The sequence below is a fragment of the Pseudomonas azadiae genome, from assembly GCF_019145355.1.
GTDB classification, from domain to species: domain Bacteria; phylum Pseudomonadota; class Gammaproteobacteria; order Pseudomonadales; family Pseudomonadaceae; genus Aquipseudomonas; species Aquipseudomonas azadiae.
The window spans coordinates 662950-687654 of the sequence record NZ_JAHSTY010000001.1 but is presented as its reverse complement, the minus strand read 5'-3'; the positions used below and the strand labels follow the sequence as shown (position 1 = coordinate 687654).

Annotated in this window: 19 protein-coding genes and 1 pseudogene; 5 read left to right on the top strand and 15 right to left on the bottom strand. The window is 59.1% G+C overall.

The genetic code is table 11. The features are described from left to right. Window positions 1-175 precede the first annotated feature (175 nt). A complete protein-coding gene (locus KVG91_RS03025; protein ID WP_169378259.1) occupies window positions 176-811 on the top strand; it encodes a TetR family transcriptional regulator in 636 nt (211 codons plus the stop codon). Window positions 812-915: 104 nt separating this feature from the next. On the opposite strand, the pseudogene KVG91_RS27490 reads toward KVG91_RS03025, so the two are convergent. Then, window positions 916-1091: pseudogene (locus KVG91_RS27490) on the bottom strand (site-specific integrase); the annotation flags it as partial. A 287-nt stretch (window positions 1092-1378) separates the two neighbouring features. On the opposite strand from KVG91_RS27490, the gene KVG91_RS03020 reads away from it, so the two are divergent. Next, a complete protein-coding gene (locus tag KVG91_RS03020) occupies window positions 1379-2374 on the top strand; it encodes a hypothetical protein (RefSeq protein ID WP_169378260.1) in 996 nt (331 codons plus the stop codon). Between the two features lie 42 nt (window positions 2375-2416). On the opposite strand, the gene KVG91_RS03015 is transcribed toward KVG91_RS03020, so the two are convergent. The 12 genes from KVG91_RS03015 to KVG91_RS02960 form a co-directional block, all read right to left on the bottom strand. Then, a complete protein-coding gene (locus KVG91_RS03015; protein WP_169378261.1) occupies window positions 2417-3172 on the bottom strand; it encodes an ABC transporter ATP-binding protein in 756 nt (251 codons plus the stop codon). Then, a complete protein-coding gene (locus KVG91_RS03010; RefSeq protein WP_169378262.1) occupies window positions 3166-4227 on the bottom strand; it encodes a FecCD family ABC transporter permease in 1062 nt (353 codons plus the stop codon). Before KVG91_RS03010 ends, KVG91_RS03015 begins: the two co-directional genes overlap by 7 nt. Continuing rightward, entirely contained in the window at window positions 4224-5405 is a 1182-nt protein-coding gene (locus KVG91_RS03005) for an ABC transporter substrate-binding protein (protein ID WP_169378300.1), read from the bottom strand. Before KVG91_RS03005 ends, KVG91_RS03010 begins: the two co-directional genes overlap by 4 nt. A gap of 62 nt (window positions 5406-5467) precedes the next feature. Further along, window positions 5468-7882, bottom strand: a complete 2415-nt coding sequence (locus KVG91_RS03000) for a TonB-dependent receptor (RefSeq protein ID WP_169378263.1) — start codon at window positions 7880-7882, stop codon at window positions 5468-5470. Window positions 7883-7978: 96 nt separating this feature from the next. Continuing rightward, window positions 7979-8956: a FecR domain-containing protein gene (locus KVG91_RS02995; protein ID WP_169378264.1), complete on the bottom strand. Its 978-nt coding sequence runs from the start codon at window positions 8954-8956 to the stop codon at window positions 7979-7981. Next, window positions 8957-9472, bottom strand: coding sequence for a sigma-70 family RNA polymerase sigma factor (locus KVG91_RS02990; protein ID WP_169378265.1), 516 nt, complete (start codon window positions 9470-9472; stop codon window positions 8957-8959). Window positions 9473-9557: 85 nt separating this feature from the next. Beyond that, window positions 9558-10742: an aminotransferase class V-fold PLP-dependent enzyme gene (locus tag KVG91_RS02985; protein ID WP_169378266.1), complete on the bottom strand. Its 1185-nt coding sequence runs from the start codon at window positions 10740-10742 to the stop codon at window positions 9558-9560. A 15-nt stretch (window positions 10743-10757) separates the two neighbouring features. Continuing rightward, the gene (locus tag KVG91_RS02980) at window positions 10758-12002 is read right to left on the bottom strand and encodes an MFS transporter (RefSeq protein ID WP_169378267.1); all 1245 of its coding nucleotides are present in this window, start codon (window positions 12000-12002) and stop codon (window positions 10758-10760) included. Between the two features lie 13 nt (window positions 12003-12015). Then, window positions 12016-13866 (bottom strand): IucA/IucC family protein, encoded by a 1851-nt coding sequence (locus tag KVG91_RS02975; protein WP_169378268.1) that lies wholly within the window; start codon window positions 13864-13866, stop codon window positions 12016-12018. Between the two features lie 36 nt (window positions 13867-13902). After that, the gene (locus tag KVG91_RS02970; protein ID WP_169378269.1) at window positions 13903-15063 is read right to left on the bottom strand and encodes an NAD/NADP-dependent octopine/nopaline dehydrogenase family protein; all 1161 of its coding nucleotides are present in this window, start codon (window positions 15061-15063) and stop codon (window positions 13903-13905) included. A gap of 28 nt (window positions 15064-15091) precedes the next feature. After that, complete coding sequence (locus KVG91_RS02965; RefSeq protein WP_169378270.1) at window positions 15092-16135, bottom strand: PLP-dependent cysteine synthase family protein; 1044 nt, start codon at window positions 16133-16135, stop codon at window positions 15092-15094. Between the two features lie 15 nt (window positions 16136-16150). Continuing rightward, on the bottom strand, window positions 16151-17545 hold the full coding sequence (locus tag KVG91_RS02960; protein ID WP_169378271.1) for a Y4yA family PLP-dependent enzyme: 1395 nt from the start codon (window positions 17543-17545) through the stop codon (window positions 16151-16153). Between the two features lie 614 nt (window positions 17546-18159). On the opposite strand from KVG91_RS02960, the gene KVG91_RS02955 reads away from it, so the two are divergent. The 3 genes from KVG91_RS02955 (at window position 18160) to KVG91_RS02945 (ending at window position 21827) form a co-directional block, all read left to right on the top strand. After that, window positions 18160-19050: an HpcH/HpaI aldolase/citrate lyase family protein gene (locus KVG91_RS02955; protein WP_169378272.1), complete on the top strand. Its 891-nt coding sequence runs from the start codon at window positions 18160-18162 to the stop codon at window positions 19048-19050. Between the two features lie 25 nt (window positions 19051-19075). Then, complete coding sequence (locus KVG91_RS02950) at window positions 19076-19477, top strand: ParB N-terminal domain-containing protein (protein WP_169378273.1); 402 nt, start codon at window positions 19076-19078, stop codon at window positions 19475-19477. A gap of 109 nt (window positions 19478-19586) precedes the next feature. Next, window positions 19587-21827, top strand: coding sequence for a TonB-dependent receptor (locus KVG91_RS02945; RefSeq protein WP_169378274.1), 2241 nt, complete (start codon window positions 19587-19589; stop codon window positions 21825-21827). Between the two features lie 54 nt (window positions 21828-21881). On the opposite strand, the gene KVG91_RS02940 is transcribed toward KVG91_RS02945, so the two are convergent. Beyond that, window positions 21882-23465, bottom strand: a complete 1584-nt coding sequence (locus tag KVG91_RS02940) for an aldehyde dehydrogenase (NADP(+)) (protein ID WP_169378275.1) — start codon at window positions 23463-23465, stop codon at window positions 21882-21884. Window positions 23466-23482: 17 nt separating this feature from the next. Then, a complete protein-coding gene (locus KVG91_RS02935) occupies window positions 23483-24700 on the bottom strand; it encodes a fumarylacetoacetate hydrolase family protein (RefSeq protein WP_169378276.1) in 1218 nt (405 codons plus the stop codon). Between the last annotated feature and the right edge of the window lie 5 nt (window positions 24701-24705).

Below are 24705 nucleotides of genomic sequence, written 5' to 3'. Positions count from 1 at the left end.
GTCTTACGTCCACTTCTACCAAATGAGAAGGCGGGCGAATAATGTCACCGAGTGACAAAATAAGTCAATAGGCATATTTCTTGTTATGTATTTTATTAAAATTGCGCAATTGTCATTTGATGGTAATAATGTTTGGTCGGGTACCGTGAGTTGACCTAATCGAGGAAACAGACGCGTGGCGGAAAAAGAAGAGGTAGGCAGACGTGAGCGCAAGAAGCTCATGTTGCGCGATGCCCTTATTTCAGCGGCTTATGAGCTTTTCGCTGAGAAGGGATTTGATGAAACACGAGTGGAGGACATCACCGAAAAAGTGGATGTCTCCGCTCGTACATTTTTCCGATATTTCTCCTGCAAGGAGGATGTCGTCCTGGATTATCAAGAAGCGGAGCATCAGGAGTTCATCGCTGCGCTTGGTGAGCGTCCTCCCCACGAACCGGTTGTGACGGCCTTGAGGCATGCCGCTGTAGATGTCGTCAGGAGTTGTGAGAAGGGATCGTATGGTTTTGATGCGGATCGTTTCATGACGCTTCAGGAACTGTTGAGAAGTCACCCTCTGATTCGTGCAAAAACTCTGCAAAATGGGGTAAATCGTCGAGATTCGATTGTTGCCCTTATCGCCGGGAGAATGGGGGTGGATGCAGAGAATGACATTCGTCCGAGCGTCGTCGCATGGGCGTTGGATTACGCCCACACAGCGGCCCATGACCTCTGGAAAAAAAGATCCTCCTCTGCGCTCTATTCGGATGTGCTTGATGAGATTTTTGTCATCGTTGAGGAGGGGTTCAACTTTCCTGCTCTTCAAGTCAGGTGATTTCCCCTCAATGAGAGGGGGCTTCAATTGTTCGTCGGACTATAGATGAGTTCAAATCAGTGACAGTCGTGGCGGGCGAGTTGTCATGGTCGAGCACCTGGAATATCCAGATTGTTCGGAAAGCACCATTCTGAGTCTCCCGTCAGGGTTTTGAGTTTTGAAAGAAACGCAGGGCGAAGGGAGAGAGGAAGGCATGGTGGTCTTGTTTCTTGCCACGGGTGCCTTTGACGTTTTCGCTTGGGAGGAACCAGGTCTGCTGGTCCAGATAGACATTTTTCCATTATGCTCATCGTATGGGGCATTACGTATATTTTGGGTAAACAGTTCGCTCTTCTCCTCGGGCCCTTCGCGGTAATGGCCTTCATATCCCTTGGGCCAACACGCAGGTTGTCGTTGAAAATGGAGCCACGAACCGTGGCCAGTTGAGCCGGTATGCGTATTTGAAAGACGTCCTCACGTGCCTGCCGACGCAGCATGCGAGTGAGATTGGCGCGTAGTATAAGGGCTCGCCCTTTTTGTCTCGTAGGTGCGTTCAAACCCATCACCCATTAAGGAAGTTTGGCTCGCATGATCCCGGTTGCACTGCCCTCCGTCGAACAACTGCTTTACCTTGCCCTTTTCTTCGCCGCGACGCTTTTCTGGTTAGGGTGGACGATACGGCTGGTGGTTCGATATGCCACAGGTCGCTGGCGCCGCCCCGTCCTACTGCCCTACACGCTCATCACCGCGTGTGCACTTTTTACCCTGTGGCAGTTCGCGGATTTTTATCTCCAGATGCGTAGCTATGAACGGGAGAGAGCGGCAAGCTATTTTCCGGAATTGGCAGAGCCGATGCGCCTTGGCCAGATCGACATGCCCAAAGGCACGAAACTCGAATTGGCCGTTGCGGATCAACGGGAATCCTTCAAACGAGCTGTGTTTCCGAGCCCTGTGCGTATGGTCGATATCGATGCCGTCGAGGTAGCCCGCTACATCGCGATTCAAACCAACGAAAAATACGAAACTGTGGGCTTTACGCCAGAGAACATGCGGATAACCGGCGACGGCACGACGATGCAGAACGGCTGGCGGTGTGATGCGCTGCAACCGGTGGAGTTTGAACTCAAGCCTGATGGCGGCGTATCGGCATTCAGCAACTGTAAGCTTGCCGATGGCAATGTAGTCGATGGCATCACCTTGCCCGGAGGCACGTTGCTCAGGGCTTCGACCGGCAATGTCTATGTCGATGGATTTGTAGATTCCGACCGGTGGGTTCTTGATATGCCGGAACACGTGCCCGTGCGGATCGATCATTTCGAGCTTGCGGATGCCACTATTGCCCTCGACGCAGAGCGAAAACTCTATGAAGTCAGAAGTGCGGTGCTTGCGAACGTTGCGACACTCGCAGAGCGCCGTTATGCGGCGGCAAGCGCTATCCGCTTCAATCCGCGGTATGTCCGGGAGGACTACCCGGGTGCCTGGTTGATAACCCCACCTCCGGGCGTCGACGGCTCACAGCCGCTGGCGCCTGAGACCATCGTGCAGCGCAGAGACGGAAAGGTGTTGGCCACGCTTACTGACTAAACGCTTGATCGTTAAGAGTCCCGCGCGCCAGCTCCCTGCCAATCACCCCACATCATCAATAAGTATATGCCGCAGCCCACGGCTGCATTGCTCGATACGCGCCTGAACCTTATAGACCTTACGCAGCATCTGTTCAGTAATGACTTCACCACTAAGCCCACTCCCCTGAGTGGTACCGTCAGCAATCACCAGGACCTGGTCGGCAAAGCGCAGTGCCTGGTTCAGGTCATGGATCGCGATAAACACGATGACCTCGCGTTGGCGTGCCAGCGTGCGCATGAAGGTCAATACCTGTACTTGGCGATGCATGTCCAAGGCGCTGGTGGGTTCGTCCATCAGCAGGATTTCGGGTTCGCGCACGAGGGTTTGCGCGATGGACACCAATTGTTGCTGACCGCCGCTGAGTTCCCCGAGGTTGCGCAATGACAGATCGGTAATGCTCATCGCCTCAAGAATCTCGTCAACCAGTTTCAGCTCGTCATCGTGAACCACCCAGCCCGGCGTGAGTTGCTTGCGCGCCAGCAGCACCGACTCGTACACCGTCAATCGCGCGTTGGCGTTCAGACCTTGGGGCATGTAGCTGATGCCCGTCGGGCCTTTTTTGGAGTCCTGCAAAATCACTTGGCCGGGGCCGTCGATCAGCCCGGCCATGCGTTTGAACAGAGTCGATTTGCCCGCCGCATTGGGGCCGACCACGGCGACCACCTGACCGCCGAAAAACATCGTCGTCGATACACCACGAATAATCTCGCGTTGGCCATAACGGGCGCCGAGGTTGTCCAGTTGTAGCTTCACCATGAGTTTTTCTTCCCGCCGAGAATCAGAGATATGAAGAACGGCACACCGATCAGCGAGGTGACCACGCCGATGGGGAAGATTGCGCCAGGGATCAGTGTTTTACTGACCACGGAGCTGGCCGAAAGAATCAGCGAGCCGGTGAGCAACGAGGCTGGCAGGAAGAAGCGCTGGTCTTCGCCGATCAACATGCGGGCAATGTGCGGGCCGACCAGCCCGATAAAGCCAATGGTGCCGACGAATGCCACCGGAAACGAGGCCAGCAGGCTGACCATGATCAGTGTCTGAAAGCGCAGGCTGCGTACGTTGATACCGAAACTGGCAGCCTTGTCGTCGCCCAGACGCAGGGCGGTCAGGGCCCAGGCTCGTTTGGCAAAGACCGGTAGGGTGATCAGGATCACCAGGCAGACCACTCCGAGTTTCGGCCAGGTGGCTTTGGTCAGGCTGCCCATGGTCCAGAACACCACGGCCGCCACGGCTTGCTCGGTGGCGAAGAACTGTACCAGCGCCAACAGCGCATTGAAGGTAAACACCAGCGCGATGCCGAGCAGCACGATGGTTTCGGCGGTGACGCCACGGCGCATGCTCAGAAAGTGAATCAATAGCGCCGAGAGCATGGCCATGATGAAGGCGTTGAGCGGCACCATGAACTGCGCAGCCAGCGGGAACAGCGCGACACCGAATGCCAGGCCGAGCGCCGCACCGAAACTGGCGGCGGCGGAAATCCCGAGCGTGAACGGGCTCGCCAACGGGTTGTTGAGGATCGTCTGCATCTGCGCGCCGGCCAGCGACAATGCCGCGCCGACCGCGACTGCCATCAACGCCACCGGCAAACGGATATCCCACATCACCACACGCACTTGTGGCGACGCACTGTCCGGCGAAAACAACGCGCCGAGCACTTCACTGAGGCTGTAGCGCGCAGGTCCCAGAGCCAGGTCGAGCAGCACGCTGCACAACAGCAGAACGACCAGCCCCGCAAGGATCAGGCGTTTACGCAGCACCAGTCGGCGATAGGTTTCGCGCGGTAGCACCACGGCATCGGTCAGGGTGTTCATGGCTTGACCTCGGGTTTGCGCAGGCTGACGAAATAGCCCGACTCATACGGCACTGGCAGAAAACGCTCATGCAATTCGCGAAATGAGGCATCCGGATCCAGATCGGTAAACAGCTCCGGGTGAAACCATTTCGCCAACTGCTGAATGGCCACGAACTGGTAGGGGCTGTTATAGAACTGATGCCAGATGGCGCGGAAGGCCTGGTTGTCCTGAGCCTTGATGCCTGCGTAGGCCGGTCGCTGCGTATACCACGCCAGTTTTTTTCGGGCCTCGGCCATGTCTGCGCCAGGGCCGACGCCGACCCAATGCCCACCGGGAGCAAAGGCTTCCCAGTTGGCGGTGGTGACCACGACGTGCTCCGGATTGGCGACGATGACTTGCTCGGGGTTCAACTGGCCGAACGTGGTTGGAATGATCCGGCGCGCGATGTTGTTTCCGCCGGCCATATCGACAAACAGGCCAAAATTTTCGTTGCCGAAACTCAAGCAGCAATCGTCGGTATAGCCGCCGATGCGCTCGATGAACACGTTCGGCCTGGGCGGGTGCTGTTTTTCGATCACATCGGTGACGCGATGAATCTGCTGATTGCGGAAATCTATAAAGGCTTCGGCGCGTTGCTCCTGGCCAAACAATTGGCCGAACAGGCGCATGGTCGGCTCGGTATTTTTCATCGGGTTGTTACGAAAATCGACGTACACCACCGGGATGCCGAGGGCGTCGAGTTTTTCGATGTAACGCGCATCTTCGGTGGCGTATTGCGCCTCGATGTTGAGGATGATCACGTCCGGGCGCTGCGAGATCGCCTGTTCGATATCAAAAGTGCCGTCTTCAAAGCCGCCGAAGGTAGGGATTTTGGCGATGTCGGGAAATTTGCGCAGGTAGGCGTTATAGGTATCCGGGTCCGATTGGATCAGGTCCTTGCGCCAGCCGACGATGCGTTCGATCGGGTTTGAGGTGTCCAGCGCGGCGACCAGATACAGTTGCCGGCCCTCACCAAGGATGACTCGCCTGACGGGCAGATGCACCTTCACTTTGCGCCCCAGCAAATCGGTCACTTCAGTGCGGGCCGAATCCGTCTCGGTGGCGTGGGCGTTGCGCGGCGCCAGCGCGAACAGGCTCAGCAGTCCTGCCAGTAACAACGCAGAAAAAGCGCGTCTGCGTCGATCGAAAATCACCATGGTCAAAGCCTTTGCAAAAGTCAGGTCGGTCAACGGCTCACACCGTTCGCCGGCTGAGCGTTTCAGAAGTCGACAGTCGCCGACAGTAATAAGGTGCGCGGTGCGCCTTGCGAGAACGCGCCATAAGAGGCGACGCCCGACCAGTACGCGTGGTCGAACACGTTCTGCACGGTGGCGCGAAACGTGGTCGGTCGGTCATCGATGCGAGTGCTGTAACGTGCGCCAACATCGAAGCGGGTCCAGTCATCCAGTTTTTGCGTGTTGGCCTGGTTCACATATTGGCTACCGGTGTGAATGGCACCACCGGTCAGCGTCAGGCCTTCCAGCCAGGTGGCGTCCCATTCGGCCCACAGGTTAGCCTGGATTTCGGGTACGCCGACGGGTTTATTGCCACGGTTGGCGGCCACGCCGGATTGGGTCAGTTCGGCATTGAGCAGGGTCACGCCACCGAGTAATCGAGTGCCGGGGGTCACTTCGCCGAATACATTCAGCTCCAGGCCACGGTTGCGCTGTTCGCCCTGCACCGAAAACGCGCCGGAGGCCAGTTCGCCGCTGGGCTTGGTGATCTGAAACAGGCTGAGGGTGGAGGTGAAGGTGCCGTAGTCGGCCTTGACGCCGAGTTCGTGCTGACGGGAAACGTAAGGGGCGAAGATCTCACCGGCGTTGGAAGCGGTCGAGGGCGCAATATCGCCCTTGCTCAAGCCTTCGATGTAGTTGTAATAGAACGAAACATGCTCCCAGGGTTTGAGCACTGCACCGAACAGCGGGGTAGTCCGACCGTCGTCGTAGGACGCGGTGACCGCACCGGCCGCGTTGTAATTGTCGGATTTGATCTTCTGTTTGCGCATGCCGAGGGTCAGTTGGACCCGATCATCGAACACCGACAGGGTGTCTGCCAGCGCCACGCCGGTCAGCTCGCTTTCAGACACTTTTGGCGTATCTGGCTTGGGGATGTCAGGTTTCGGCCGGTCTATCGGGTGATAAATATTCGACAGGATCGGCGCGCCGGAAATGATCCCGCGCGATAACACATCGCGATAACGACTGATCTGTACGGTGGTGCGGTGACTGATCGGCCCGGTGTCGAAGCTCAGGCGCGCACCGGTGTCGAGGGTGTAGCGCTCGACTTCGAATTTATAATAGCCGGGAATCGAAGAGGTATCGCCGGCCGAGTTGATGAGGGTTGGCGTCTGGTCGGACATCCGCGCGACATCGGATTTGCCGCCGCCGGCGTGAACGAAAACCGTCAATGCATCGTTGAGGTCGTATTCGCCGCTGAACAGCGCTGACTTGTCACGGGTTTGCGACCAGCCCCACGCCTGGCTGACGTTGGTGCGGCCGTTGGCGGCGGCCGGAATGTCCACGCCCGAGTCGATCAAAAAGGGTCGCGAAGCGGCGTCGAAACTTTCTTTCTGGTTGAGCCAGTCGAGGCTGGTGCGCAGGCGGTCGCCCTGATAGTCGAGCGAGATCGCACCGATATTGACGTGACGCGATTGATCGTCGATCACCGTATCGCCCTGTTGCGTCCTGCCGTTGATGCGCACGCCGAAGCGGCGCTCGTCGCCGAAACGTCGACTGATATCAAGGTGCCCGCCGAGCTGGGTGTTCATGGCGTAACTGGCGGTGAATCGGGTCAGGTCTTCGTCGAGCGAGCGCTTGGGCACCACGTTGATCACGCCGCCGACCGCGCTGTTGGGGGACATGCCATAGAGCAGGGCGCCGGGGCCTTTGACCAGTTCGATACGCTCGGCGTATTCGGTAAAAACCCGGTAGTTGGGCGCCACACCGTACACACCGTCGAAGGCCAGCTCACCGAGGTTGCCTTCGCCGACTGGAAAACCACGAATGAAGAACGAATCGACGATTCCCCCGGCCTGACCGGTGGAGCGTACGGATGAATCACGCTCCAGTACATCGCCGACAGTGACGGCCTGTTGATCCCTGATCAGCGCCGAGGTGTAGGTGCTGACGCTGAACGGCGCGTCCATCACGTCCGTATTGCCGAGAATGCCCAGACGCCCGCCGTTGGCGACTTGGCCACCGGCATACACCTCTTGCAGGGTATCGAGGCGCTTGCCGGTGCCGATGACCGTAGTCTCATCCAGCGTCACTCGGCGTTGCACCAGGGTGTAGGTGCCGTCGCTGCGCGACACCATGTCCAGGCCACTGCCGGCCAGCAAGCGATTGACCGCTTCCTGTGTGGTGTAATTGCCGGTCAGCGCGGGACTGCTCAACCCTTCGGTCAATGAGGGCTGGAACGACAGGGCTATGCCGGCGCCCACGGCAAAGCTCGACAGGGTCGCACCCAGCGGCCCGGCGGGAATGTTGTAGGCCCGGATCGCAACCGAGTCCAATTGCACTGGCACGGCGGCCAAGGCGAACGGGCAGACGGCACCGATCAGGACAAGGCTTAGCAACGCGCCGCGAATAGCTGATGTGAAGTGGTGATCCGGGCGCAGGCGGCGTGCAGCGAGCATGAATGGATGGACCTATAAACAGGACGGTAAGGTGCTTCTCCCTAATAGCCAGTCGACCGCAAAAAAAGTATCACCTGTACGGCGATTTTTTCTGACTCAGGCGGGGGACAGCATGACCCAGTAGCCATTCAGGCGGCCGCTGACGAGGATCGGGTAGGTTTGCGCCAGCATGTTCAAGGTGCGCTGGCTGTCTCTGATCGGGTAGGCGCCGGAAATACGCAGATTGGCGAGCGCCGGATCGAAGCGCACAAAACCGCGGCGATAGCGCGTGAACTCGGCGACGAAGTCGGCCAGGCGCATGTTGTCGGCCATCAGCATGCCTTGGGCCCAGGCGCCGACATAGCGGTCGGCGGCGGTGACCTGGCCAAAGGTGTCGCAAGTGAAGTCCGTGCGCTGACCGGCACTGATGATCAGCGGCGTGGTCTGGCGATTTTCGGCCAGCTCGACTTTCACCGCGCCTTCGAGCACGGCAAGGTGAGTACGCGATTGCAGCTCGCGCACGCTGAAACGCGTGCCCAGCGCTTGCATGCGGCCCTGCCGGGTGCTGATCAGAAAAGGCCGAACCAGAGGGGCGATGTCCGCAGCGGTCTGTACCAGTATTTCGCCTTCGCGCAGGTGAATGAGCCGTTGGTTGGTGTCGAACAGCACGTCGATCGACGTGTCGGTGTTCAGGGTGATTGTTGAACCGTCGGCCAGGGTCAGCTCGCGTTGCTGGCCCACTGCGGTGCGATAGTCGGCCGACCATTGCTGGGTTTCTGCCAGCTTCCAGCTGCCCCAGCCGGCCGGCAGGATCGCCAGCATCATCGCCAGTTTACCCAGTGCCGCGCGCCGCTCCGGGCTGCCTGGGCGGTCGAGTGCCGACATCGCCAATGACGGTGGCAGTCCGCCGAGTTTGGTCTGCAATAATTGCGCGCGCGCCCATGCACGACCACGCTCGGGCGTGCTGAGTTTCCAGCATTCCCATTCGCCGCGTTCGGTCTCATTGAGCTCGCCCTCAGTCATGCGGATCAACCAGTCGGCGGCTTCTTCCAGGGCCTGATGACCGAGGTGCGGCTCATGGCCGCGAGTGAGCATTCACTCCACCAGCAACAGGCATTGCACGAAGGCTTGCTTCATGTAGCGTTTGACAGTGATCAGCGAAACACCCAACTGCTCGGCGACGTCGGCGTATTTCAAGCCGCTTATCTGGGACAGCAGAAAGGCCTTTTTGACCAGCGGCGGCAGCGCGTCGAGCATCGCGTCGATTTCGTGCAGGGTTTCCAGCACCATGAAACGCAATTCCGGCGAAGGCACTTGCGGCTCGGGCAAATGGGCGAGGGCGTCCAGATAGGCGCGTTCCAGTGCCTTGCGCTGGTACCAGTTGACCAGAATGCCCTTGGCCACACAGGTTAAATAGGCACGCGGTTGCTCAATGACGGTGACCTGAGAGGCAAGGATGCGCGTGAAAGTGTCCTGCGCCAGATCCGCCGCATCCATGGCGTTCCCCAGTTTTTTTCGTAGCGTCGCGTACAGCCAGCCATGATGGCCGCTGTACAGGGCTTCGATCACGCGCAGGTGGTTGTCGCTATTCGCTGGAAGGGATTCGCTCATGGCTGCAGATTTTCATGCAATTGAGAAGTATTCCTAATGCTAGTTTACAACCCGGCTACGACGCAAGCGCAGATTGGTGTCCTGTTCAGGCATTTGGCAAACCGCGTAATGCGGCGATCATCGTGTCGATTTCCGCCTCGGTGTTGTAAGCATGCACAGAGGCGCGGCTGACCTCGAGCAAGTTCCGGTTCTGCATGTCCAGCAGGGTTGAGCGGGCTGTAGAGGTGCTGACATTGATGCGTTTTTCCTGACCGGCCAGCCACTGTTGAACCTGCTCGGCGCTGCTGTCCCGATGCGTAAAGGTCACGATGCCTGACTGCTGAAGGCCCAGGTCACGTGGCGTGATGCCCGGAATCTGCGCCAGTTGCCCGCGCAGGTACCCGGCCAGTTGTTGAATGCGTTGCCACATCGGCTCGATGCCTTGCGCAAGGGCATACTCGACCGCCGCGCCGAGGCCCAGCTTCGCCGCGACGTTGCATTCCCAGTTCTCGAAACGGCGTGCATCAGCGCGGATCCTGTACGCGTCGGCCGTCAGCAGGGACGCGGCATGCAGGTCGAGAAAGGCCGGCTCCAGGTTCTGGCACAGCGCTCTCTCGACATACAAAAATCCCATTCCACGCGGGCCACGCAAGTATTTACGGCTGGTGGCCGCGAGCATGTGACAACCGATTTTCTTCACGTCGATGGGCATCTGCCCGACGCCCTGGCAGGCATCGAGCAGAAACAGCACGCCGGCCGTGCGGGCAAGGGCGCCGATCTGCTCAATGGGCTGCACCGGTCCGCCATTGGTGGCGATCACCGGCAGGGAGATCAGCGCAACGCGATCGTCGTCCAGCATCTCCTTTAAGGCCGACAGCGACACCTGGCCCTGTTCATCATTGGGAATGGTGCGTATCTCGATGCCACGCTTGTGCTTGAGTTGCAGATAGGGAATGTAGTTGCCGGCGTATTCGGTGGTCGAGGTCAGCACCACGTCGCCGGTTTTCAACGGCAACGAATAAAAGGCCATGTCCCAGGCGCGGGTGGCGTTTTCGATCACCGCAATCTCATCGGGCCGTGCGTTGACCAGGCGACTGATGGCGCTATAGACGTTTTCCAGTTCAACCGCCTGCTGGCCGGCTGCTTCATATCCGCCAAATGTTGCTTCACGCTGAATGTGGCGAGTCATGGTGGCGATCACTGGTGCGGGCATCAGCGCCGCGCCGGCATTGTTGAAGTGGATCAGTTGCGCGACAGCGGGCGTGTCGGCGCGCAGTTGTTCAATGTTCAAAGGCAAGCTCCTTACTCAATCCCCGGGTGGGGCATGACTCGGTTGCATAGCCGCAGGCCAGTAGTGCAACGCAGCAATCGGTATCAGCGCCACCACGTAGGCCAGGCAAACGAACAGGTAGGTGTACTGCAAGCCATAGACCTGGCTAAGCAAACCGCCGGCCGAGATGCCGGCAATCGAGGCGAATTGCGCGGTGCCTTGGGCAATCCCCAGTACATGGCCCTGTTGCGAGCTATCGGCGGTTTTCGAGATCAGGGCCATCAGCACCGGTGTGGTAGCCCCCAACAGCACGCCCCATATGAAGTAGGCAACGACAAACACCACAGGATTACGCGTGACCCCGGCCACAGCCGTGAGGGCGATGCAGCCGATCACCACGTAGGTCATGCGCTGCAGGGTTTGCTGTTGAGTGCGGTGTTCGAAATAACGCGACCACGCCGTGGCCGAAAGAATGAAACCCAGCGCCAGCAAGCCGTAGCACAGGCCGACCACCGAGTTGCTGACGGCAAATACCGAACTGACGTACAACGAAAAAGAGGTCTGCGGCAGCATTCGCGCCAACAGCAGAATGCCCATCACGCCGAGCAGCGACAGTAACGGGGAGCCTTGCCAGATATTGCCTGATCGGCTCGCCGGCGTTGCCTTGTCCGCCCTCGGTGCTTTCTGCACTGGCGGTACATCCGGCAGGGTCACGGCCGCGATCACGGTGCACAGCGCACACAATGCCGACGCGATAATGTTGATCCAGAAGAACGTCGCGTAATCGAGGATCAACCCGCCCACGACTGCGCCCAGCAAGGAGCCGACGTTGGTCGAAATTTGCAGGATCGCGAAAAGCCGGGCTCGCCGCGAAGGCGCTTCGATACTCACGCCGTAAGCCTGCGCCGGGGCGATGTAGCCGGCGAACGCGCCTTGCAGAAAACGCAGGATCAAAATGACCCAGATATCGCTGAAAAGGGCCAGCCCAAGCTGGGTCAACGACAAGCCGGCGAGGGCGCGGATCATCATCAACTTATGGCCATATCGATCGCCGATACGGCCCCAGAATGCACTGGTCAGAATAATGCCGAGCATCGGCCCGACGTACACGGCGATGCTGGCGAAGCTGAACACCGACTCCGAAGAGGTCAGCCCACGCAGATGGACAGGCCAGAACGGCCCGCTCATCTCCATTGCGCCCATGGACACCAACTGGATCGCAAACAGAAGATAAATCAGGATTCGTACCCTCGAACCCTGGATGACACCTGCATGGGACATGGGACGACCTCGGTTAAACGCTGGCGAGCGGGTTGGACAGGGTGTGTTGCAAACGATAGTTGGAGTACTGCATCAGATGCATGCGCAGCAACGACCGGGTCGGCCATGGATCTTCCACGAACGCCTTGTGCTCGGTTTCCCACAGCGCGGGTTCGACGCGGTCGCGCACGGCTTCGAACGCAAGGTCGGTTTCCTCGCGCAATATCTGCCACAGCCGCGTGTTGTTCAACCCATACTCCTTGGTCAGCCAAAGGGCGATTTCATGCAGGTGGGTGAGGAACGCCGCGTCAAGCACGAACATGCGCACCGGTTCAATGTCGCCTGCGAACACCGTCGGTAGAATACCCGGCTGCACATGCGGCGCCAGGCTGTAGCCGCGTCCTTCCAGCAGTGGCGCATACGTGCGGCCGTCGCCAAAATCGCGGATCAGCAGACTACGTGCTTTGCCATCGGAGGAAAACAGCACCATGGTGTTTTGCTGGTGGGCTTCAAGTGCAACGCCATACAACAAATAGATCGCCACCACCGGGTGGGTGACCACCCTGGCATAGTCGCGGAACCAGTTTTCAACGTGTGCGGCATCCGCTCGCACGCCATCACGCTCGATCAGTTCGGTGAACAGCGGCCGACCGCTACCCGGTAATCGAGTGAACAATGACGCCACGGTAATCGGCAGGCAATCGTCGCTGCGTTCGAACGCTGGCTGACTCGCGCGATAGACCACTGACAGATGACGGCCGGGATGATCGTCTTGAGTGATCGCGTTCCTGTAACGCACGCCGATTTCTTCCGGGAAGATTTCCAGGCGCTGGTCGAAGCCGTTTTCGGTCTCCAGTATTTTTTCGATCACCGCGCTGATGCGCGGTCCCATGTGAATCGACTTGGCTTGCAGGCTGCGCAGTTCGCTGGTCATCCACACGGCAATGGGCAGCTTGATCAACGGCGCGCATTCGTCCAGCGCCGGCATCATCGTGCGGTACGACATGGTCGGCAGGGTTGGAATATCCGGTCCGTCGATGATCAGGATGCCGTTTTCGATTTCCGCCGCGAAGTTTTCCAGCACATAGGCCTGCAAATGCCAGCTATGGATCGGCAATGGCAGCCACTGATTTTCATCCAGGCCCTTGCTGTTGAGCGAGGCTTTCCATTGCACCCATTGGGCCGGAAAATTCTCGGCGAACCAGGTGCGGTAGTCGCTCACGTGCGGCATGCTTTCGCTCTTTGCATGATCGGCTCGCAACGCCGCGATACGCAGGGGGACCTGTGCGTTGAACTCCGGCGAGAGTTGCTCGACCTCCTCATCAGTCAAGCCAGGGCGCGCCTTCCATGTCGGGTAATACGGATGGCCTTCCAGCGAACCCCACTGGTCGAGCAAGATCGCAGCATCCTTGGTCTTGAGATGCTGGCGCAGGTAGTCGGTGAGGCTATCGAGCCCCTGATCCCTGGCGGCTTTTTGCAGCCGGGCGTTCCATTGCTGGCGATGTTGGCGGGCATGTGCGTCGTTGGTCAGGCTGTTTTCCATGTCGGCCTTGAGCCCGCTCATACCCTCATCAGTGGGGGCGAAGTCGAAGCTGTCGCGCAGCACATCGAGCATGTCCTGATGGCTGGTGATGACCTGGCGTACGCCTTCGTCAGTGACCAGCACCACGTCACCGTCATGGACCACGGTGTCGGCAGGGCCTTTGGCTATGTCGGAAAAAACCAGGTGGGCGCGGCTGCCCTTGAGTGGGTAGCTGGCCTGGTCACCTTCGGCGGAAAAAACCAGGGCCGAACGGTCGAGAATATTTTCCGCGAAAAGGCAGCGAATCAAGCGTCGCATGGCATTTTTGCGGGAGTAGGCAATCAGTGTCTTGAAGTCGTCCATATCAGCGGTCTGCTCGTCGGAATTGAATTGAAGAGATCAAGCCGCGGCGTTTGCCGCGCGTGGCCAGTGGCGTGGGAAGTAGTCGAGCGCCGAGTCGCGCAGGCCTTGCATGTAGGCAATGCTCCACTGCAAGACTTCCTCGATGTAGGGCACCTTAAGGTCGAAGCGCTTGGCCATTTCCACTAGCAGCACCAGCCCATAGGCGATGTCTTCATTGAAGGCGCGGCTCTCGCGCTCGATGACGTAGCCGGCGCGGTTGTCGGCGGCCGGCACCATCGGTGCGAGAATATTGTTGTAGGCCTGATTGGTGCGCAGAATCGACAGCATGCTGCTCTGGTCGCGGATCTGGTCACCGTAGGCCTCGACGATTTCCTGTTTCAAGGATTTGACCGAGGACAGGTCGATGCCCAGGCGCTGGCTGATCACCGCGCACAGCGCCTGGCTTTCCTGATCCATGCGTTCGAGGAAGTAGGCACCCAGCTCCGGACACTCGGACCACCAGCACATGCGTTGCGGGAAAATCTTGCGGTGCCACTGGCCATAAGGTCCGATCAGCCCGTAGATCACCGAGCTGTGCATGATCGGGTTACCCGGGGTCAGGGTGATTTCCAGGTAGTGGTCGAGCATGCTCACGCACGGGCCGTACAAGCGGGCCAGAATGCCCTGCAATTGCTGACGGGACGCCTGCGACTCGCGGGAATGGGTCGCCACATACAGCTGGCTCTTGCCTCCGCCCATTTTGATCGAGCGTCCCGGCGTCAGCTCGAATGCGGTATGGGGGACGTCTTTCATGCCCCAGATCACCAGGTTCGGGCGATCGGGCAGGATGGCTTCGGCCAGCCAGTCGAAACCGCAGAAGCCCGGAATAGCGCCGATGTACACCGGTTTGTTCGCGCTCAGATGCGGCACGATGGCCTGCAGGGTTTGTGGGCGGACGTGGGCGGGTACGGTAATGATGACGATGTCGGCATCTTCAATCGCTGCTTGCGCGTCGGCGGTCACCCGGTCCAGTCGAGCAGTCAAGGTTAAGCCGTCGGGCAACAAAGCCTGCATCGGCGTGTGGCGGGCGTGCTGTTCGATGATCTCCGGATTACGGGTGAGCATCGAAACCTGAACATTGGGCAGCTGTTTGAACAGGATGGCGTTGAGATGGCCGGTCCTGCCACCACCACAAATGGCGACTTTCAACAGATTCATCGAGAGGCGTTCCTGTGTGAAGGGTGGGTCATGCGACGCTCAGTTGCAGCGGCGCGGAAACTGACTCCTGCCAGTGGGTCCTGCCCAGCCAGGTTTCCAGTTGTGGTGCGATGCTGGGGTCGATCAGGTCGCGTTCCTGCAGCCATTGATCATCGAACACCGTATGCAGGTATTTTTCGCCGCCGTCGGCAATCGGCACGACCACGTTGCCGGTCAGCACGCCTTTGTGGATCAGTTCCAATGCCTTGAAAATGGCACCGCCGGTCGAGCCGCCGACCAGTAACGCCAGATGGCGGGCGATATAGCGGGCGGTTTCGAACGCCTGGGAGTCGGTGACCTGCACACCCAGATCGATGCAGCTGTAATCGAGCACCAGACCCACGGTGTCGCCGGCCGGCGTACCGGTGCCCGATTGGTAGTAGGGGTAGCCGGGATGGCCGAAGACGATCGAGCCGGCCGGTTCTACCGCGACGGTCACGATGTTGGGATCATGCAGTTTCAAGCCGCGGGCGATGCCGGTCATCGAACCGCCCGTGCCGACGCAGCCGACATAAGCACCGATGACGCCTTCAGCCTGGGCGATGGTTTCGCGCACGAAATCACTGTAGCCACCCGCATTGGCCGCGTTATCCGACTGATTCATGAACACGGCGCCGGGAATCTCGCTGGCCAGCTCCGCCGCCATTCGTTGGCGCTCGACCACTGCGACTTCATCCTCGCGATAGCTGCCTTTGACAAAGCGAATGTCGGCACCGAGCGCCTTCATCACGGCGATCTTGTCCTGGGCGGCGTGATGATCGACCACGGCAATAAAATGCAGACCGAATTCCACCGCCGTCATGGCCAGGCCAATTCCGGTATTGCCGGACGACGATTCGACCACCACCCCACCGGGTTTCAGGCGACCGGACTTGAGCGCGGCCAGCACCATGTTGCGCGCCATGCGATCCTTGATACTGCCACCGGGATTGTTCTTTTCAATTTTCAATAACAGCCGGGCGTTGGTATCCGGAACGTCAATGCCCAACATCGGTGTATTACCAATAAGCTCCGAGACTTTGTTTAAGATCATTTCAATGGTTCCCTTTTAGTAGTCCGGTGAAAACGCGTAGTGACCTTGCGTACAACAACTCGCCGTCAACCGCCGGGGCAGGGGGTGGCGATGAAACTCGTTTTCCAGCAAGTCCATCTGGTAACCGGCGGTATTCACATAAATCAATACATCGCCCGTTCGGGGTGTCGTTGAAAAATTGATAAGACGATAAGTAATGACGTCATCGTCCAGGCAACTATGGCCGGCGATATACGCTTGAATTGGGGTGTGGGGCGGTTGTTGCGAGCTGATCAGGATCGGATCAAGCAGGTACTCTGAGGCGAACCATGTTTCGCATGCACTGAAACTGCTGCCTTCAACAAAAATGACGGTTTTGTTGAAAGCAAGTTGCTTGGTGCGGGTGACGCGAAACAATGAAATGGCCGCTTGATCGACAAGACTCCGGCCGGGCTCCAGGGCCAGTGTTATATTCTGCAGCTTTAAATAGGTGGCGATGGACACTCCGGGTGAGTGCTCGGCGTCGAGCAATAACGCCAACCATTGCGGGGCTGTCAGGTCGCTGCCGTAAGGATAATAAGCCTCGGGAACTTTCTGGTTGTAATAATGGCTTGGCTTATTATCGTTCTGTAGGAACTGCGCATATATCTGCGGCTCGACATAACGTATCGGCAAGCCGCCACCGATATCGATCATCTGCGGATTCAAGCCCATTTCCCGAGCTGCCTCCACGAACCCGCTGATTTCACGCAATGCTTGTGCGCGGGATTCGACCCCATAGCCGCCCAGATGAAAATGAAAACCCTCAAAGTGAAAAATATCAGTGTGTTTTGTCAGCCGTTGGAGGCCTTCGAGCAAGTCTTGCGAACTCATGCCGAAGCGGCTCTGCGGACTTTCTTTCGGTCTGTAACGCAGTAAAACCCTGGCTTTGGTCGCAATAGGCTGTGCTTCGATCACATCGTGCAGATGTTCGAATTCTTCCAGCGAGTCGATGCTGATCAGCGAGCCTGTGCTAACCAGTGCTTGATGAAAAACAGCGGTTTTGGCCGGTCCGGTGGCGCAAATCCTGGCTCCAGGTGTACCGGCTCGGAGCGCTGCCTGCAGCTCGTGGACGCTCGACACATCGACGCCGACCCCCGAATTTGCCGCCGCTACGAGCAGGCTTTGAGACTTGTTGGCCTTGGCGCCATAGAAAATCGTATGAGGCACGCTGTACTGTTTCAATACCGCGAGCAAGGCTTGTGTATTTGACTCAAGCGCATGGGGCCAAACCAGATTCAAGGGTGAGCCATGTTGTTTGATAAGCGCTATAAGTTTGTCTGGGAGGTTATTGATAAGCTTGGAAATTACAGGGTCGATAAGCGGCTTTAACATGGCGGGCTGATGAACTTCAGTTAAGGGTTCGGCCGTCGGTGAATTTGTTATAGGCATAGCTGGCCCCTGGCGTCGAAAATAACGCAGCCAATGATGTATGTAACTAAGCGCGATCGCTCAGTTGCCGGTGTTTTACGCGTTACACACAAGGCTTACAGCAATAGGAGGCGGATGCCAGGCACTATCTGAAGTTGGATTCGTGATGCCGCCTGTCATAAATACTTCATGAAATAACTGCATGAAAACCCCATTCCATAAGGTTTTTAATAGCGTTCAGATTGGCCGTCTAATGGGTGGCCAATCCGCCAAAAACGATCAGTGGTGGGCATTGAAGTGCCATCACTGACAGGTACTTATCCCATGTGCTGAATATCCGTTCTTAAACGGAGCTAGTGTCTCTTGGTGGCGTGAACAATATTGCGAACAGGAACGATTATCAAGTAAGGTTTTCAAATATTTTCGAATAAAGACCTTCGGAAGGCGAATCAATGGTCGTGTATTTACACGCTCAAGAAAGCGTTCGCCCTGAAATAAAAAACGCCCCTTAATTCATTGAACAATAAGAAATTAAGGGTTGTTGCGAGAAGCCCTGAACCCGCAGAGAAACCTGCCTCGGAAGGGGCCGGAAAATGTTCAGAAACCACGAATGGTTCACGCCAAGGAGCAACGCCATGCAATTGGATCTACTCAGCAGCAAAACCCCACTCGCCATCAGCTACCTGTTCGTGCCGGGTAATCGTCCCGAGCGCTTTGTAAAAGCCGTCGAAGCGGGGCCGGACGCGATCATTCTCGACCTTGAAGACGCCGTGCACCCGGACAGCAAACCCGCCGCCCGAGCTGCCATCTGGGCTTGGCAAGAGGCTACCCCGAGCGTTGCCTGCGAGCGTTACATCCGCCTCAACAGCGTCAGCAGCGCGCTGTTCCGTCAGGACCTGAGATGGCTCAATGACATGCGCTACCCCGAGCGTTGCGACGGGATTTTCCTGCCCAAGGCCGAATGTCCCCAGGCCCTGGGCCGAACGGTCGAACATTTGCTGGCGTGGCGGACGGGACTGAAGGTCGTCGCGATCATCGAGACCGCCAAAGGCCTGCAGCAGGTCGAGTCGATTGCGGCGATCCCGGGCGTGGCGCGGCTGGCGTTCGGTTCGCTGGATTTTTCCCTCGATATCAACTGCAGCCAGATACCCGAGGCATTTCTGTTCGCCCGCAGCCGCATCGTACTGGCTTCGCGCACTGCCGATCTGCCGTCGCCAATCGACGGGGTCACGCCCGCAATCAACGATTTGGCGGTCGTTGACAAGGGCTCGCACTACGCGCGTTCACTGGGCTTCGGCGCCAAGCTGTGCATCCATCCCTCGCAACTGTCCACGGTGCAGCGCGCTTTCCTGCCGGACTCTCGTCAGTTGGCCTGGGCTGATCGGGTGATGAGAGCCGTGGCCACGGGCAGTCATGCCGTGCAGGTGGACGGTGAGATGGTCGATTTGCCATTGATTGAGCATGCCCAGCGTCTGCTCGAGCTTGCCCGCCTGCACGCGCCCATTGTCCACGCCGATGCCAGCTGAACCCTTGGCGAAACAGGAGATCACCATGGAATACGCCTATCAGATTGCGTTGCGGCCATTGTGCCAGGTGCTGCAGTCGGAGCAAGTCGACCCGGCCAATGTGACGCTGTTGCGTGAGGCTATCGCTCGCGCTGGACATTGGCTGGAGCCGATCATCGTCGAACGCTCGCGCGGCATCGTGATGGACGGAAATCACCGTCTCAACGCCGCTCTGCAACTGGGCTTGAAACGCGTGCCGTGCATCCAGCTCGACTACACCGATCCGCGGGTGCGCGTACGGTATTGGCAGACAGGGCAGGTGTTCGAAGTAGCGCAGATATTCAACACCATCGCCCGGGGAGAAATCTTCCCGTACAAGACGACCCGGCATGCGTTCGACCCCGCGTTGCCGGTGGTCGCAATACCTCTGGAACGGCTGTACGCCTAGCGCTTGCGGACCCATCCAAAAATAATTTTATCGAGGGTGATACTTTTCCGCCGATCGACTGGCAATAGGAGTGATTACCATTTTCTCTGTTGAAAAGGATTCTCACGTCATGCCTGTTGTCAGTCGCCCCTGCGGTGAGCGCGTGCTAACACTCGCCATTCGCACCGCCATGTTGAATATTGTTCTGGTCGCAGGAAGCGCCAGCGCCTGGGCTGCCAGCCCGGGGCAGCAGGATGTTGCCGCCGACCAGTCCTCGAATATTCCAACGGCGAAGCCGGCCGATGACGGCGTCGATACGCTCACACTCGACCCCACCAACATCAACGCGCGCTACAACGGTGCGAGCGCATTGCCGGAGGTACTGGCCGGCGGCCAAGTCGCGCGCGGGGCCCGGCTCGGCATGATGGGCAACAAGGACGTGATGGACACACCGTTCAGCGTCACCAGCTACACCGCCAAGACCCTGGCCGACCTGCAGACAGTGACAGTGGCCGACGCATTGGAGCGTGACCCTTCGGTGCGCTCGACCGGTCAGACGGGCGGCATCGTTGATTCGTTTTTCATTCGAGGCTTTCCGATCGGCGAAGGTAACCTGGGCGAACTGGCGTTCGACGGCGTCTACGGCGTGGCGCCCAACTACCGGGTCTTCACCGAGTATGCCGAGCGTGTCGAAGTGCTCAAGGGGCCGGGCGCGTTGATGTATGGCATCTCGCCGAACAGCGGCGTGGGCGGGGTGATCAACATCGTTCCCAAGCGTCCGCTCGACGAAGACCTGACACGGGTCACCACCTCTTACGCCTCGGACTCGCAGGTCGGCGCTCACCTCGACCTCAGTCGTCGATTCGGCTCGGAAAACCAGTTTGGTGTGCGCTTCAACGGCAACCTGCAAGGCGGCGATACCGCCGTCGATGATCAACACCGGGACCTGGGTATCGGTGCCATCGCCCTGGACTATCGCGGTGAGCGTTTGCGCCTGAACCTGGATTACATCAGCCAGAAAGAAAGCTGGGAGGGCGCTTCGCGACCCTTCACCATTGAGCCGGGCGTCGATGTTCCATCTGCCCCGAATGGCCGCACCAACCTGCCGCAGAAATGGGGCTGGTCGGATACCAAGGAGCAGTCGGCATTGCTCGGTGGCGAATATGACCTGAGCGATACGGTGACCGTGTTTGCCCATGCCGGTGGCGGCAAGTCAGACGTCAAGCGCCTGTCCGATCAGGTTCCTAAAATCCTCAACGACGCTGGCGACACCAGCAACACACCGGGCTACTACAAATTCAACGTTGATCGTTCGACGGCCGATGTCGGTATCCGTGGCGCATACGCCACCGGCCCGATCACTCATACCACTACGCTGATGGCGACGCAGTATCAGGATGAGTTGTCCCGCGGGATTACCAGCGGCACTGACATTCGTTCGAACATCTATCATCCGATCGATGTGCCCAAGCAATACATCGGCACGCCGAAGGTGTTGCGCATTTCCGAATCGGACCTGTCCGGCGTTGCATTCACTGACACCTTGTCCATGCTCGATGACCGCTTCCAGTTGACCCTTGGCGTGCGTCGGCAGGCAATCGAATCGCGCAACTACAACGCAGCAGGCTCGGTCAGCTCGAAATACAATGACAACGCCACGACGCCTCTGGTTGGCGTGGTGATCAAGCCCTGGGAAGACGTTTCCCTCTACTACAACTATGTAGAAGGCCTGAGCAAAGGTGACATCGCTCCGGGGACAGCGGCCAACGCCGGCGAAACATTTGCGCCTTACGAATCCAAGCAGCATGAACTCGGTGTGAAATATGAACACGGCACGTTCATGACCAGCCTGGCGCTGTTCCAGATCGAAAAACCGAGCGGTGAGATCGGCGCCGATAACCTGTTCTCGGTACAAGCCGAGCAACGCAACCGCGGGATCGAATTGAGTATGTTCGGCGAAGTGGCGCCAGGTACGCGCTTGATGGGGGGGGTGACCTTGCTGGACGGCAAACTGACCGATTCGGCCACGGCCGCCAACCGCGGTAACAAGCCGGTCGGTGTACCGGACGTCCAGGCCAACCTGTGGGCCGAATGGGATACGCCATGGCTGGAAGGATTTACCCTGACCGGCGGCGCCATTTATACCGACAGCCAATACGTCAATCAGGCCAATACCCAGGCGCTGGACGCCTGGACGCGTTTCGATGCCGGCGCACGTTATGCGACGAAGATCGAAGGTCGGCCGACCACCTTCCGGGCCACGGTGCAGAACATATTCGACCGCGAGTACTGGTCAGGCGTCGCCTCGTACGGCGCGTTTTCGCCGGGTTACCCGCGTACCCTGCAGCTGTCCGCTACGGTCGATTTTTAAAGTAGAAGGGCAGGCCGGCCTTGATCACCGATGGCACGTACAGGACTTGAGAGATCAACGCAGACCCTCGTGCGTGCCAACGCCATCCACCAAGCGCAGAATCCCCAGCGGATTGGCATTTTTCAGCGCATCCGGCAGCAAACTGTCCGGGTAATTCTGGAAGCAGATCGGCCGCAGGAAACGGTTGATCGACAGCGTTCCCACGGACGAGCCACGGGCATCCGAGGTGGCGGGGTAGGGGCCGCCATGCACCATCGCATCGCAGACCTCGACGCCGGTCGGGTATCCGTTGAGTAAAAGGCGACCCGCCTTCAGTTCCAGCACGGGAATCAACTCGGCGAATCCCTCCAGGTCCACGGGTTCGGCGATCAAGGTCGCTGTGAGTTGTCCTTGCAGACCTTGCAGTGCCTGCTGCAGCTGTTGCCGGTCTTCTACGGCTACAACGACGATCACCGGGCCGAACACCTCGTGCTGAAGCAGTTCGTCGTTATTGAGCAGCAGTTCGACGTCCGCTTCGAACAGCTGCGGGTGAGCCTGGCTACCGGTTTGAGGTTGTCCTGCTCGATGGTGGATCTGCGGATGCTGATGCAAGCGGCTCAGGCAATCTGAGTAATTGCACAGCCCGCCGGCGTTGAGCATGGTGTGTGGCGGCTGAGCGTTGACCTGCTGGGTCAGAACGTCGAGAAACGCATCGAACTCGGGCGAGCGTATGCCGATCAGCAGGCCGGGTTTTGTGCAGAACTGTCCCGCGCCCTGAACCACCGAGGCGCAGAGCTCGGCGGCAATTTGCGCGCCGCGAGCCTTGAGGGCTTCCGGCAGCACCAGTACCGGATTGACGCTCGACATCTCTGCAAATACCGGGATGGGTTCAGGCCGCGCCGCTGCCATGTCACACAGGGCTCGGCCGCCCTTGAGCGATCCGGTGAAACCTACCGCCTTGATCGCCGGGTGTTGCACCAGCCAGGCACCGACCGTGCCGCCGTAGATCATGTTGAACACGCCGGCAGGCATTCGGGTCTGTTCGGCGGCGCGAATGATTGCCGTAGCAACCCACTCCGCCGTGGCCATGTGCCCTGGGTGGGCCTTGAAGACCACCGGGCAACCCGCCGCGAGCGCAGCGGCGGTATCGCCGCCCGCTGTGGAGAAGGCCAGGGGGAAATTGCTGGCGCCGAAGACGGCAACCGGGCCGATGCCGATGTGGTACTGGCGCAAGTCGGGACGGGGCAGGGGCTGACGGTCAGGCAGGGCGCGATCGATACGCGCACCGAAGAAATCACCGCGGCGCAGCACCTTGGCGAACAGTCGCATTTGACCGCTGGTACGGGCGCGCTCACCTTGGATGCGCGCGGCGGGCAGCGCCGTTTCGCGGCAGACCGTGGCAATGAACGCGTCGCCCAGGGCGTCGAGTTCGTCGGCGATGGCGTCAAGAAACTCGGCCCGTCGAGTGGCGGGCAGGGTGCGGTACGCTGGGTAAGCGGTTGCCGCCGCCTGGGCGGCAGCGTCCACTTCCTCTTGAGTGGCTTCAATAAAAACCTCTGCAAGTGCCTCACCCGTGGTGGCGTCGAAACTGTGCAGCTGCGTGTGACCTTTGGCGCTGCGCGCGCCATTGATGAAGTTGTGTCCGCTATATGCGTTCATGGTAAGGCTCACTGTGGCTAGCGTGGCTTGATCGCGGCAGCAACCAAGCCGCGGCCGTTCAAGTTGTCGAGCAGGGCGCGATAACCCATCTGCCACGCGGGCGCGCGGTCACTGGTGGTGACCCGGTTGACCAGCGTGCCGAACTTGGCGCTGCTGATGGCGACCAGGTCGCCTTCCTTATGGGTAAAGCCTGCGCCGGGCAGGTCGCGGTCCTGCTTGGGTGCAAACAGGGTGCCGAGGAACAGCACGAAGCCGTCCGGGTACTGGTGGTTTTCGTTAAGGGTCTGGGCCACCAGGTCCAATGGGTCGCGGCTGATCTGGTTCATGGAACTGCTGCCGTCCATGACGAAACCATCCTGGCCGACCACACGCAATGCAACTTCCGCCGAACGCACATCTTCAATGCCGAAGGACTCATCGAACAGCCGGATAAAGGGCCCCAGCGCGGTCGACGCATTGTTGTCCTTGGCTTTGGACAGCAGCAGCGCACTGCGCCCTTCGAAATCGCGCAGGTTGACGTCATTCCCCAGCGTAGCGCCCTGGACCTTGCCGCGACTGGAGACCGCCAATACCACTTCCGGCTCGGGGTTGTTCCAGCCGGATTTCGGGTGGATACCCACGTCTGAGCCGTAACCCACCGCTGACAACGGCTGAGCCTTGGTGAATATCTCGGCATCCGGGCCGATGCCCACTTCCAGGTACTGCGACCACATGCCTTGGCTGATCAGCACTGCCTTGAGCGCGGCGGCCTGTGACGAGCCCGGTACGATGTCTGCGAGATCAGCACCGATGCTTTCAACCAGGGTCGCACGAATACTGTCGGCCTTGGCCGGGTCGCCCTTGGCCTGCTCTTCGACCACTCGCTCAAGCATGCTGGCGGCGAAGGTCACGCCGGCCGCTTTGACGGCTTGCAGGTCGATCGGCGCCAGTAACCAAGGCTGTGTTTCGTCGCGAACGGATGCATCACTGTTGATGAGCAGCGCGTCAAAGCTGATCAACGGCGCCTCCAGCGGCAGGCTGCGCAGGTAAGCCACCGGGTCATCCAGCTCAAGCAGCGCCGACACGGTCGCCACCCGGGCGCTGATGTCATAGACCTGTGCATCCTTGAGCAGCACGACGGCGGGGCCGGCACTGGCGCCCGGAATCCAGGCGCGGCTGATCCAGGTGCCCTTACCAAGGTCTTGAGCCGGAACGTTTAAACCCGACAATGTCGTTACAGCGGATGTCTGGGACATGGGCA